Genomic DNA, 12,089 nt, shown 5'->3' with positions numbered 1-12,089 from the left:
ATTGTCTGATCGCCGCCGCCACGGTGGTTCTGTATAATGCGGCTTCGCAGTAACGACTTCCGTGACCAGGCCATGACTGATCGAGACCTCATCCCCGCCGTGCAGGTAGCCAGCGGAGAGAAATTCGTCACCGACAAGGGCATTACCGCCATCAAGGACGGTATCAAGGCATCCAACCGCGCCAGCGGCCGGCTGGCAAAGCCCGACTGGTTGCGTATCCGTGTGCGCGGCGGCAAAACCTTCGAGAAAGTCAGCAACATCGTGCACGAGCACAAGCTGGCCACGGTTTGCGAGGAGGCGAAGTGCCCGAATATGAGCGAATGCTGGAGCTCCGGCACCGCCACTATCATGCTGCTGGGCGATGTCTGCACCCGCGCCTGTCGCTTCTGCGCCGTGAATACGGGGAACCCGAAGGGGTGGCTCGACCCGGAGGAGCCGGCCAACACCGCGCGTTCGGTGCAGTTAATGAATCTCAAGTACGTGGTACTGACCTCGGTTAATCGCGACGACCTGCCTGACGGCGGGGCAGGGCAGTATGCCGCCTGTGTGCGCAAGGTAAAGGAAGTCAATCCCGATACCGCGGTGGAGGCGCTGACCCCGGATTTTCTCGGCGTGCTGGAGGACGTGGAAACAGTAGTGGATTCAGGCATCGAGGTGTTCGCGCAGAACGTCGAAACCGTGAAACGCCTGACCCACCCGGTACGGGACCCCCGTGCCAGTTATGAACAGACGCTCGCGGTGCTGGCGCATGCCAAGCGTCACCGCCCGGAGGTGTTGACCAAGACTAGCCTGATGCTGGGCCTGGGCGAGACCGAGGAAGAAATACACGAGTGCCTGGACGACCTGCGTGCGGCCAATGTGGATATCGTCACTTTTGGCCAGTACCTGCAACCCACGGCGCATCATTACCCGATTGACCGCTACGTGACCCCGGAAGAGTTTGAACGCTATCGCCAATGGGGCCTGGACAAGGGCTTCCTGGAGGTGGTGTCCGGTGTGTTTGTGCGCTCCAGCTACCGCGCGGAACAGGTGTTGGCGAAGAACAACGTGGGGCTGTAACCGCCCCGTCGCTGGCCGCACCGGCGTCGGGTCGACACGCGTGTCCGGTCGCCCCGACGGGTTGAGCGCTGCTTACTGATCGCGGCCTGTCGCTCGCGCCAGCGCCGTATTGATCTGCGTCGCCCAGCTGTTGAACACGCGCTGCACCTCTGCCTTGTTGGTGACGCTGTTGTTCATACCCCAGAAACTGCTGCTGCTGCGCGCGTCCTTGACCAGGCCCAGTACCTCGCCGGTCTCGGAATCGCCAAAGGCCACGGCCACGGCGATACTGCCTGCACCCTCGGTAATCACGTAGTTGCGACCCGGGGTGCGCGAACGGTTGTCATCCTTGGGCCCGGAAGGGGCAATAGCGGTAATCATGGCGACGATCTCCAGTACATCATCGTCCGGCGTGGTCGCCAGCGGGAAATCACCGCGCTCCTGCAACTGCTTTTCCATCGCAGCGGCGAACATCTCCTGCAGTGACTGTTTGTCCGCGTCGGTCAACGCCCACTCTTTGCGCTGTATGGCACTGGTGGTGTTGGAGGGCTGGATAATCTCCACGTTGTCCACGCCCAGCGGCTGGATAAGCACGCGCTGGTATTTGCTGAAATCCGCGTTCGGGTCCACGTAGGCGAGCGACGCGCGGCTGTTGTCCACGCGATGCAGGTTGCCGTTGATGACCTCGGCGTCAGCGCCGGTCTCCACGGTGGGTGTGCCGGTACAGGCGGTGACGAGCGTGGCAACGCCAGCGATGCCCAGGAAATGTTTGATCATGATTTCACCTTGTTTGATGACAGCGGGATAATGCAGATGTCCGGAGACATGCGACAATCTTACCGATGGCCGTGAAATCCTCAACGCTATTTTCGTCACTGCGTGACGTACCCCTGCTCACTGTGCCAATGGCCAATGTCACGGTGATGCGTCTGGACCGGGAGGGGGGCGCAGCGCCGGGCAACAAGTCGTTCAAGCTTCGGCATAGCCTGCAGCGCGCCCGGCGCCAGGGCCTGCGGCGCATACTCAGCTTCGGTGGTGCCTGGTCCAATCACTTGCACGCGCTGGCCGCAGTTGGCGCCGAGATGGGGATGGAAACGATCGCCGTGGTTCGCGGGGGGGAAGTGGACACGCCGATGCTGCAGGATGCGCGCCGTTGGGGCATGCACATCGTCCCGGTTTCGCGCACGCAGTACCGTCGGCATAGCGACCCCGAGTGGTGCGAGGAGCTGGCGCAACGCTTTGCCCCTTGCCTGGTGATACCCGAGGGCGGCGCGTCCGGAGATGGTGTGCGCGGTTGCCTCGAAATCGGCCGGCTGATTCGTGACAGCGGGCGCCGTTTTACCCGCGTGGTGCTGCCGGTTGGCACCGGCACCACCCTGGCCGGCCTGGTGGCGGACCTGGAGCCGGATATTGAGGTGGTTGGTATCTCCGCGCTGTGCGGCGCCCGAGACCTGGAGCAGCGGGTGCTTGCCTCCCTGGACGAAAGCGGGCTGGCGCCACGGGCGTCATGGCGAATCCTGCACCACTACCACTGCGGCGGATTCGCACGTACCAACGCTGCCCTGCGCAGTTTTATGCTCGCTTTCGAGGATGCGCAGGCCATCGCGCTGGAGCCGGTGTACACGGGAAAACTGTTCTACGCCATTCACGCGCAGCTGGCCACCGCGGCGTGGTCGCCCGATGAACCGATTCTGGCGATTCACACCGGTGGCCTGCAGGGCCGGCGCGGTTTCCCGTGGCTATCCGGGGATCAATCCGGCTAGCGCTGGCAGCGCCTAGAACTGCCAGTGCAGGCCGGTCTGGCGCAGGTTTTTGAACAGGCTGCGCTGGCGCTTGCTGGTCACGCCTTTCATGCCGCCTTTCTCCCGCACCGCAGCGCGCATCTGCAGCCATTCCGGGGTGCCCCAGCGGTAGGATTGCGACTTCAGTGCCTCAAATTCCTCGACCAGTTCTTCGCGCAGTGGCTCGCCGACCACGTAGAAACCCATCTCGTTATTGAACAGCAGCGAGCGGTAATCCAGGTTGGTGGTGCCGACAAATGCCCAGGCATCGGTGAGGAAAAACTTGGCGTGCAACTTGCCATAGGCGACGTCGCCGCCGAGCAGGTCAGCGTCCAGGCGCCCGGTCTGGTAAATTTGTATGCGCGGATTGTTTATCATCCGCTGCCAGTGATCGCTGGCCACCAGTTCCGGGTTCAATTCGCTGTCCGCGAGTTTCTTGCGCCATTGCTTTACCGAGGCCTCGTCCAGCAGCAGGCTGGGTGCGGTGTCCATGTCGATGATGGACTGGGTGAAAAAATTGTCACTGGTGAGCACCGAGTTGGTGACGATCTCGAGACGGTTGTCCGGGTGCTCGTCCAGCCAGCGCTGGATATTGTCGGCACTGTCGTGAAACACGCTGCCATCATCACGCTCGTACCGTGGCAGGAACAGGTAGGGAGATACGATGCGTATGGTCCTGTTGTCCGGGTCCAGTTGTTCCAGCTTGCGGGCGATGTAGACGATTGAATTGGGATTTTTCGCCAGGTTCTCATCGTAACTGCCGACCACATCGTCGCTGACGATATTACCGAGCTCATGGGCAATGCGTGTGCGCACAGGGTGTATGTTTTCCTGCAGGTAGACGGGCATCGCGTCATAGGCGCGCTGGAAATCCGGCATGGCCCGTAGCGCCGCCAGGCTCTCCTGCATTTTCTTGCGTTGCCCGGCGTAGGCCATGCCTGAACTCAGCACCTTGTTGCCGGGATTGGCCAGCAGGATGCTTACGTAGTTTTCACTGACCCGGCCAACTGATTCCTCCGGTAGCACACCGGGTGCCGGACGCAGCAGCAGCTCGAGGTCCTTGTAGGCGTTGGGGTCGCGGCTGCCATCCTTGTTCAGGCCGTAGTAGGCCAGGGAAATATTGCGACCGCCGGTCATTACCCAGGCGTACTCCGGCAGCGAACCGTCGACGACCAGTAGTTTGTCGTGGGAGCGCCGGTTGTAATTACTGCCGGGCTGGGTCAGCGCGCCAAACACCGCGGCCTGCACCCTGGCCTTGCGTGTGGTGAGCTGGCCCGCGCTGTTTACCGCGAAACCACCGTCAGTAGCGCAGTGGCGCAGGGCCTTGAGTTCCGAATGCGTGGGGTGGTTGGAGCCCAGCGAATCGACCATAACCCGCACGTCCACACCTCGCTCAACGGCTTCACACAGTGCCCCAAGGAAGGCGTAACCGACCAGGTCGCGGGTAAATATGTAGTAGACGGCGTCCACACTGAAGCGGGCGTTGTCCACCAGCCACATTTTTGCCGCCAGCGAGGCAATGGATTCTTCATAGCTGCTGCCGATGACTTTCCCCAGCGCGTCCTTGACCGGGACATCTGCCTCCATGCCCAGCTTTATCGGGTCTATCTGCAGCGCACTGGCGTCGGCAATGGACCTGCGCTGGTAGCGTTGATCCACTACCGGATCCTGCAACGCGCCTTGCGGGGGGCAGTCCGGCAGGTTCTGGCGGTCGGGGTTGCACGGTGGTTGCGGCGGCGTGGCGGCACAGGCGGCGAGGAACAGCGTTGCCAGCAGGGCGCAGCCGCGCCAGGCGTTGTTTAGCTTTAACTTCATTCCTCAATCCTTCGTTTCAGCATTTCGCAAGCGCACGCTTGCCACTACCGCGCGATGGTCGGACAGCACCTCGGGTGCGGAGCGATAGTCAATAAACTCAAGTTCCCCGGAAATGATGATCCAGTCAAGTCGCTTGTTCTTGTAGGTGCTGAGTTGTCCCGCGCCGGTGTCAGGTGTATGCAGCAATCGGTCGTTGGTCGCGGCCGCCGCAACCAGGCGCGAGGCCAGCGCCTCGGAATTGAAGTCCCCCATTATGATCAGCGGGTTTTTGCGGCCCTGCATAATCTCGGCGAGTTCAGCGCTCTGGCGTTCGCGCACGGACTTACGTGAAAAATCCATGTGTACGGAGATAACGTCCACCGTCTGCTCGTGTCCAGGTGCCACCGGCCACTGTATTTCCGCAACGGTAAAGCCCTTGCGCGCAGTTGGCGGGGAGGGTGCGAAGCTCAGGCCGGCGGCCGCCGTAATCGGCAGTGCCGACAGCACTGCGGTGCCGTAGTTGGCGATACCCAGCCGGGCGTGGCTGTCCTGGGTCCACCAGGGGTAGCCAACGCGGTTGGCCAGAAAGTCTGTGTGGTGGAAACCGCCGCTCCAGTGTGAGGGTGCATCGGCTTCCTGCAGGGCGACAATATCGATGCGCTGCTGCACCAGGAAGCGCGCGATCTTGCGCAGGTTGTCGCGAATGGCCCGACGCGAAACCAGCAACTGGTTCAGGCTGTCGCCGCGGCCATGGGCAACATTCAGCGAGGCGATGCGCAGCTCCGTGCGCGCGGCAGGTGCGGAGTAGAGTTCGGGAGAGCGGATGTCCAGTCTGACCGGTTGCTCCGGCGCGGAGGCGCTTGGCGCACAAGCGCAGATGGCAAGCAGCATTGGCAGCAGGCCAAGCAGGCGTTTACGAGAGCGTCTAGGGTTGGTCATCGGGCCACCTGTCGGGTACGACGAACAGCCGTCCCTGTTCATTGCCCTGTGCATCGGTGATGGCAACCTGGAACGGCCTGTCCTCGAGTTCAGCTTGCCGTGTTGGCACGGGTTGCGCAACCGTGACGGTGACGCCGGATGCTGCTGACACCGGTGCCAGCCATTGCTGGCGGTGCAGGATCGCGACCTTCGCGCCCTGGAGGTGGTCACCGTATTCGTTGTCCCGGCACCAGTGCTGTAGTGGCAGTTGAGGATTGTAAGCCTGTGGTGCCGGTGCCCGGGAATCAATGTGTCGGAACAGTCGTCCTTTCAGCTCGATTTCCAACAGGGGGTTGGTGGCGCCTATCTGTTCCAGAGCCCGGGCACCCTCCGGCGTTGTCGACAGCAGGATCTGGTGCTGGAGCAGGCGCTGCAGCTTCAGGTCGAGGCGGTCCCGGGTATTGGGCCCGACCCAGTTTTCATGGGCTTGCGCAGCGCACGCCAGGGTGCGGTGGTGCAAATAAAACTTCAGTGCCAGCTCCAGGTGCACTGCACGCTGTCGCCGCTGGCAGAAGTAGATGCAGTCGTATTCGCCCAGCGTCTGTTTCCGGCCACGGACCGGCAGGTTATGGGCCAGCAGTTCCACTTCACTGTCGTGCAGCAGGAAAAAATGCCACAGCGCTTCAAAGTACAGGCCCAGGCGCCGGGATGCCCGTTCCGCCAGGTGATTCAGCAATGCGCGCGGTTGCCGGTCAAGCTGCAGGAGCCATTCGCGGCGCTGCGGTGTGAGTTCAAGTGCGCAGTTTGTCACCGGCATTGTGCAGGGCAGTTGCGCCGTGTGCAGCAAGGGCGGCGCGAAGCAGGCCCAGGCCAGGTCGCGGACGGCGGGGGAATGCAGTGATACAAGAGTGTTTTCGGGCAGGGCGCTCACGTGGTTATAATAGCAGTCCTTTGCCCGAATAGGCTGCGATCATGCCCGCGCCCTTTAACAAGATTGGACTCGTTGGACGCAGCAAGCAGGAAGGCCTCGATGTTGTGTTGCAGGAACTGCTGGCCTTGTTGGCGGCGCGCGGACACGAGGTGATCCTCGAAAAACGACTGGGCGAACTGGTGCCCGGTCACGGCGCACGCCTGGGCGGGCGCGACGACATCGGCAAGGAAGCTGACCTGGTGATCGTGGTGGGCGGTGACGGCAGCCTGCTCAGCGCCGCGCGCACCCTGGCACGCTACAAGACGCCCGTACTCGGCGTGAACCGCGGGCGCCTTGGTTTCCTCACCGACATCAATCCAGACCAGATCGCTTCACAGGTGCCGCCGGTGCTGGATGGCGAATACGACAAGGAAAACCGTTTCCTGCTCGACGCCGAGGTGCATCGCGAGGGTGAGGTGGTGGCGCGTGCCGACGCACTCAATGATGTGGTCGTCAACTCAGGCACCTCGGGCCAGATGATCGAAATCGAGCTGTCGATCAACGGCGTGTTCGTCTACCGCCAGCGCGCGGACGGGCTGATTGTGTCCACGCCTACCGGCTCCACCGCCTATTCGCTGTCCGGTGGCGGGCCGATCATGCATCCTTCCCTCGATGCCATCGTGCTGGTGCCCATGTTCCCACATGCCCTGAGCAGTCGCCCCATTGTCGTCGATGGCAATTCCGAGATCCGCGTGGATATCCTGCAACGCAACCGCACCCATCCGCCGGTCACCTGTGATGGCCAGGTCAACATGACCGCGCGGCCGGGCGATGCGGTGTATATTCGCAAGAAACCGCACCACCTGACCCTGTTGCATCCACTGGGCCACAGCTTCTACGCCAGCTGTCGCGACAAGCTGCGCTGGAGCAATGCGCTGGTCGACTGATGCCGGAACGTTATCGCGTACTTTGCGTCCCGCTCGACGAGGATCTGCTGCCGCTGACTGCCTTGCTGCGTTCGCGTGGCGTTGCCCACCAGATTTTTGAGGAGGATGGCCAACAGGTGTTGGAGGTGTTCAGCGCGCATCACCAGCGCCAGGTGTCCGAACTCTATCGCGCCTGGCGCGCCGGCGAGGTCCGGATTGCTGCCACGGCGGGTGGCAAGCCTGCGGCGCGGGCACCCGCGATGGCCTGGCGGTCAGCACCGGTGACCCTGGCTTTCGCCCTGGCCAGTGTGGCGGTATTCCTGGCTTTCCTGCTGGGCGCGCCCGACCAGTGGCTGGGCTGGCTCACTTTTTCGCCGCTGGATATCACCCGCGACGGGGTGCGCTTCCTGCCCATGGGTGAGCAATACTGGCGCCTGCTCACCCCGATATTCCTGCACTTCGGCTGGCTGCATATCACTTTCAACATGCTGTGGTTGTGGGAGCTGGGCTCGCGGATAGAGCGTACCATCGGCAGCCTGAACACCTGTGGCCTGATCGTGGTGGTGGCGGTTATCGCCAACGTCAGCCAGTTCCAGTTCGGCGGCCCCAGCCTGTTCGGTGGCATGTCGGGGGTGGTCTACGGCCTGCTCGGGTTTGCCTGGGTGGCACCGTGGCTGGAGCCGCGCTGGGCGATTCAGCCCTCCGCGCCGATCATGCTGTTCATGGTGGGCTGGTTACTGCTGTGTCTTTTCGGGGTGGTGGAAGTGCTGGGCTTCGGCGCTATCGCCAACGCCGCGCATTTTGGCGGGTTGCTCGCGGGCGCGGCACTGGGCCTGGTGTTCGGTGCGCTCGCACGCGCCCGGCGGGGCGGCCCGGCACAGGGTTAATCACCCGGCGCAGCAACACATTTGCCCGCTGCAGGCGTATAATCTGCGATCCATTTCAACCCGGGAGCACCTGTGGATTACCAACAGATGATTGAGTCCATGACCGCGGAAACCTATGCGAGTCTGCGCCGTGCCGTGGAACTGGGCAAGTGGCCGGACGGCCGCAAGCTGACGCCTGAGCAGCGTGAACACGCCATGCAGGCCGTTATCGCCTGGGGGCAACAACACCTGTCGGAGCAGGAGCGGGTCGGCTATATCGACAAGGGACACAAGGCGGGGGAGCAGTGTGATGATCCCGCCGAAACCCCCCTCAACTGGAAATAGGAGCAAGCGGTGACCAACCTACTGGCCGAGGGCAAGTTGCGCAAGATGCAGACGGCGCTGGAGCAACCTGTGTCCTACGCGCTGCCGCTGGACGATAATTCTGTAGACATGAACCCGCTGCTGGGCCAGGTAGTGCAGTTACGCTACCAGGGTGTCATCAACTGCATCGCCTGTAACCGCAAGACCAACAAGAGCTTCAACCAGGGATATTGCTATCCCTGCTTTCGACGCCTGGCCCAGTGTGACAGCTGCATCATGTCGCCGGAAAAATGCCATTACACCGAGGGCACCTGCCGCGAGCCCGAGTGGGGCGAAACCCATTGCATGATCGAGCACGTGGTTTACCTCGCCAACACGTCGGGGCTGAAGGTGGGGATCACGCGCCACAGCCAGGTGCCGACCCGCTGGATGGACCAGGGCGCCACCCAGGCGCAGCCGATTTTCCGCGTCGATTCCCGTTACCATTCCGGCATTGTCGAAACCCTGTTCAAGGACCACGTGGCCGACAAGACCAGTTGGCAGGCCATGCTCAAGGGCGATGCCGAACCACTGGACCTGGAGGCGGAGCGGCAGCGGTTGATGGCCGAGTGCAGTGCCGGCCTGCAGCAGGTACGTGAGCAATTCGGCCTGCAGTCGGTGACCGAGCTGGTCGGCGCGGAGGAAACCCGTATTACCTTCCCGGTGCTGGAGCACCCGCAGAAAGTGAAGTCTTTCAATCTGGACAAGGATCCCCTTGTCGAGGGCACGCTGCTGGGTATCAAGGGCCAGTACCTGATTTTCGACACCGGCGTTATCAACATGCGCAAGTATGGCGGCTATCAGCTCGCCATCGGCACCATTAACTGAGGTCTTTTATGCGAGACGCAACACCCGGGGCCATCTATCTGGCGGATTACCGCGCCCCCGATTTCCTGATCAACCGTACCGAGCTGCATTTCCATCTGGGGGAGGAGGAGACCATCGTTACCTCCCGCCTGCACCTGCTGCGCTCCTGTGAGGTTGACGGCACCCCGCCACTGGTGCTGAACGGGCAGGACATGGAACTGCTGCAGGTCAGTATCGACAACGAGCCGCTGGCCCCCGAGGCCTTCGAGGTGAACGATGACACGCTGGTGATCGCCGATGTGCCCGAACAGTGTGTGCTCTCGTGCCGGACGCGTATCCGGCCCCAGGACAACACCTCGCTGGAGGGTCTGTACAGGTCCCACTCGATGTATTGCACCCAGTGCGAGGCAGAGGGGTTTCGCAAGATCACCTATTACCTCGACCGCCCCGACGTGATGAGCGTGTTCACGGTAACTATTGAGGCTGACCCCGACCAGTTTCCGGTACTGCTCAGCAACGGCAACCTGTTTGCCAGTACAACCCTGGACAACGGCCTGCAGCAGGTGACCTGGCATGACCCGTTTCCGAAGCCGAGCTACCTGTTTGCCCTGGTGGCAGGGGACCTTGAGCATGTCGAGGACACCTTTACCACCGCCGGGGGCCGTGAGGTCACCCTGCGCATCTATGTGGAACCCAAGGACCTGGGCAAATGCGCGCACGCCATGGACTCGCTGAAGCGCTCCATGCGCTGGGACGAGGAGGTGTTCGGCCGCGAGTACGACCTCGATATCTTCAACGTGGTCGCGGTAGACGACTTCAACATGGGGGCGATGGAAAACAAGAGCCTCAATATTTTCAATACGTCCTGCGTGCTGTGCGATCCGGATATCACCACCGACCAGGGCTACCAGCGCGTTGAATCCATCGTCGCCCATGAGTATTTCCACAACTGGAGCGGTAACCGGGTGACCTGTCGCGACTGGTTCCAGCTCAGCCTCAAGGAAGGCTTCACCGTGTTCCGCGACGCGGAGTTCTCTGCCGATATGGGTTCGCGCACCGTAAAGCGGGTAGAGGACGTGAGCCTGTTGCGAACCGCACAGTTCACCGAGGACGCCGGCCCCATGGCGCACCCGGTGCGGCCGGATTCCTACATCGAGATCAACAATTTCTACACCGCCACGGTGTACGAGAAGGGCGCGGAAGTGGTGCGCATGATCCATACGCTGTTGGGCCCCGAGCGCTTTCGCAGCGGCTCGGACCTTTATTTCCAGCGCCACGACGGCCAGGCGGTGACCTGCGAGGACTTCCTGTGCGCCATGGAGGATGCCAGCGGTGTCGATCTTACCCAGTTCCGGCGTTGGTACGCCCAGGCGGGTACGCCACAGCTGCGCGTGCGCGACCGTTACGATGCCGACGCCCGCACCTATACACTGGAATTTTCCCAGTCGTGCCCGCCCACACCGGGGCAGCCGCAAAAGCAGCCTGTTGTGATTCCCTGCGCCATGGGTCTGCTCGGTGATGCCGGCAACCTGCCACTGCGGCTGCGGGGGGAGCCTGTCGATGCGGAAACCGCGGACAATACGCACCGCGTACTGATTATCGACCAGCCCAGCCAGGAATTTGTATTTGAGAATGTAGCGGAGCGTCCGGTGCCCTCGCTGTTGCGTGGTTTCTCCGCGCCGGTGCGGCTCGATTATCCCTACAGTCGCGAGGCCCTGTGCCAGCTGATGAGCCGTGACGATGACGGTTTCGTGCGCTGGGACAGCGCCCAGACCCTCGCCGTACAGGTGATCTCGGAAGTGCAGGAGCAACTGGCTACCGGGCAGGCGGCGAGCGTGGACGACATGTTGTTGGCGGCCTGCGCCCAGTTGCTGGAAGACGCCACTCTCGATCCCGCCATGGTCGCGGAGATGCTGACACTTCCCAGTGAGAACTACCTGGCCGAGCTGGCCGGGGAGGGCGCTGCTGATGTGGAAGCTATCCATGCCGCGCGCCGTGCCGTGCAGCAAGCCATAGGCCGCGAACTGGCCGGCCCGCTGCTGGCCCGGTACCGGGAACTGGAAGTGACAGGCGACTACGCCCCCAGCGGTGAGCAGATCGCCGCGCGGTCGCTGCGCAACCTGTGCCTCGGCTATCTTGCCGGGGCGGACGCGCAGCACCTGGCGCTGGCGGCTGGGCAGTTTGCCGCGGCCGACAACCTGACCGATAGGTTAGCGGCGCTGCGAGTGCTGGCTTGCCACGGCAGTGAAGCGGATTGGCAACAGCCCCTGTCGCGGTTCTACAGCGACTGGCAGCATGAAGCACTGGCAGTGAATCACTGGCTGACCACGCAGGCGATGATGCCTGATGCCGGTGTCATTGCCCGTGTGCGTGAATTGATGCAACACCCGGCCTTCGACCTGCGCAACCCCAACAAGGTGCGCTCGCTGGTGGGCGGTTTTGCCGGCCATAATCCGCTGAACTTCCACCGCGCCGATGGCGAGGGCTATCGCCTGTTGCGTGAAGCAGTGGCCGAACTCAATGGCATCAATCCGCAGATTGCTGCCCGCCTGCTGGCACCGCTGACGCGCTGGCGTTACTACCGCGGCAGGGCCGACCTGATGCGTGCAGAACTGGAGAAGCTGGCGGGGATGGAAGACCTTTCCCCCGATGTCTACGAGGTGGTCACCAAGTCCCTGCAGTAGGG

The 12,089-nt window shown here is 62.5% G+C and carries 11 protein-coding genes; 7 read left to right on the top strand and 4 right to left on the bottom strand.

The features are described from left to right. The first annotated feature begins 72 nt into the window (after positions 1-72). Positions 73-1,059, top strand: coding sequence for a lipoyl synthase (gene lipA, locus F0M18_RS01085; RefSeq protein WP_149610081.1), 987 nt, complete (start codon positions 73-75; stop codon positions 1,057-1,059). 72 nt (positions 1,060-1,131) lie between these two features. Here the strand turns inward: lipA and F0M18_RS01080 are convergent, their stop codons facing one another. Continuing rightward, positions 1,132-1,815, bottom strand: coding sequence for a DUF3313 family protein (locus tag F0M18_RS01080; protein ID WP_149609538.1), 684 nt, complete (start codon positions 1,813-1,815; stop codon positions 1,132-1,134). 65 nt (positions 1,816-1,880) lie between these two features. Between F0M18_RS01080 and F0M18_RS01075 the strand changes: the two genes are divergently transcribed. Then, positions 1,881-2,801, top strand: a complete 921-nt coding sequence (locus F0M18_RS01075; RefSeq protein ID WP_149609537.1) for a 1-aminocyclopropane-1-carboxylate deaminase/D-cysteine desulfhydrase — start codon at positions 1,881-1,883, stop codon at positions 2,799-2,801. A 12-nt stretch (positions 2,802-2,813) separates the two neighbouring features. Here the strand turns inward: F0M18_RS01075 and F0M18_RS01070 are convergent, their stop codons facing one another. The 3 genes from F0M18_RS01070 to F0M18_RS01060 are packed head-to-tail and all read right to left on the bottom strand — an operon-like array spanning position 2,814 to position 6,462. Then, positions 2,814-4,634 (bottom strand): phospholipase D-like domain-containing protein, encoded by a 1,821-nt coding sequence (locus F0M18_RS01070; protein WP_149609536.1) that lies wholly within the window; start codon positions 4,632-4,634, stop codon positions 2,814-2,816. Between the two features lie 3 nt (positions 4,635-4,637). Next, positions 4,638-5,552 carry an endonuclease/exonuclease/phosphatase family protein gene (locus F0M18_RS01065; RefSeq protein WP_188109540.1) on the bottom strand — a complete coding sequence of 305 codons (915 nt, stop codon included), beginning with the start codon at positions 5,550-5,552 and terminating at the stop codon, positions 4,638-4,640. Beyond that, entirely contained in the window at positions 5,539-6,462 is a 924-nt protein-coding gene (locus tag F0M18_RS01060) for a DUF1853 family protein (RefSeq protein WP_188109539.1), read from the bottom strand. The genes F0M18_RS01065 and F0M18_RS01060 overlap by 14 nt, the downstream gene beginning before the upstream one ends. 41 nt (positions 6,463-6,503) lie before the next feature. On the opposite strand from F0M18_RS01060, the gene F0M18_RS01055 reads away from it, so the two are divergent. From F0M18_RS01055 to pepN, 5 genes are all read left to right on the top strand, one after another. Continuing rightward, on the top strand, positions 6,504-7,388 hold the full coding sequence (locus F0M18_RS01055; protein ID WP_149609533.1) for an NAD(+) kinase: 885 nt from the start codon (positions 6,504-6,506) through the stop codon (positions 7,386-7,388). Further along, positions 7,388-8,254, top strand: a complete 867-nt coding sequence (locus F0M18_RS01050) for a rhomboid family intramembrane serine protease (protein ID WP_149609532.1) — start codon at positions 7,388-7,390, stop codon at positions 8,252-8,254. The genes F0M18_RS01055 and F0M18_RS01050 overlap by 1 nt, the downstream gene beginning before the upstream one ends. Positions 8,255-8,326: 72 nt before the next feature. Beyond that, complete coding sequence (locus tag F0M18_RS01045; RefSeq protein ID WP_149609531.1) at positions 8,327-8,578, top strand: YeaC family protein; 252 nt, start codon at positions 8,327-8,329, stop codon at positions 8,576-8,578. A gap of 45 nt (positions 8,579-8,623) precedes the next feature. Continuing rightward, positions 8,624-9,424 (top strand): DUF2797 domain-containing protein, encoded by an 801-nt coding sequence (locus F0M18_RS01040; RefSeq protein WP_149610080.1) that lies wholly within the window; start codon positions 8,624-8,626, stop codon positions 9,422-9,424. An 8-nt stretch (positions 9,425-9,432) separates the two neighbouring features. After that, complete coding sequence (pepN, locus tag F0M18_RS01035) at positions 9,433-12,087, top strand: aminopeptidase N (RefSeq protein WP_149609530.1); 2,655 nt, start codon at positions 9,433-9,435, stop codon at positions 12,085-12,087. Positions 12,088-12,089 lie beyond the last annotated feature (2 nt).

This window comes from Pseudohalioglobus sediminis, assembly GCF_008370495.1.
Taxonomy (GTDB): domain Bacteria; phylum Pseudomonadota; class Gammaproteobacteria; order Pseudomonadales; family Halieaceae; genus Halioglobus.
This window is presented reverse-complemented; position numbering and strand designations above follow the sequence as displayed.

Excerpts from the sequence above, each read along its gene's own strand:
- F0M18_RS01040 (WP_149610080.1), top strand. The coding sequence starts at position 8,624 with ATGCAGACGGCGCTGGAGCAACCTGTGTCCTACGCGCTGCCGCTGGAC.
- F0M18_RS01055 (WP_149609533.1), top strand. The coding sequence starts at position 6,504 with ATGCCCGCGCCCTTTAACAAGATTGGACTCGTTGGACGCAGCAAGCAG.
- lipA (WP_149610081.1), top strand. The coding sequence starts at position 73 with ATGACTGATCGAGACCTCATCCCCGCCGTGCAGGTAGCCAGCGGAGAG.
- F0M18_RS01070 (WP_149609536.1), bottom strand. The coding sequence starts at position 4,634 with ATGAAGTTAAAGCTAAACAACGCCTGGCGCGGCTGCGCCCTGCTGGCA.
- pepN (WP_149609530.1), top strand. The coding sequence starts at position 9,433 with ATGCGAGACGCAACACCCGGGGCCATCTATCTGGCGGATTACCGCGCC.
- F0M18_RS01075 (WP_149609537.1), top strand. The coding sequence starts at position 1,881 with ATGGCCGTGAAATCCTCAACGCTATTTTCGTCACTGCGTGACGTACCC.
- F0M18_RS01050 (WP_149609532.1), top strand. The coding sequence starts at position 7,388 with ATGCCGGAACGTTATCGCGTACTTTGCGTCCCGCTCGACGAGGATCTG.
- F0M18_RS01080 (WP_149609538.1), bottom strand. The coding sequence starts at position 1,815 with ATGATCAAACATTTCCTGGGCATCGCTGGCGTTGCCACGCTCGTCACC.
- F0M18_RS01065 (WP_188109540.1), bottom strand. The coding sequence starts at position 5,552 with ATGACCAACCCTAGACGCTCTCGTAAACGCCTGCTTGGCCTGCTGCCA.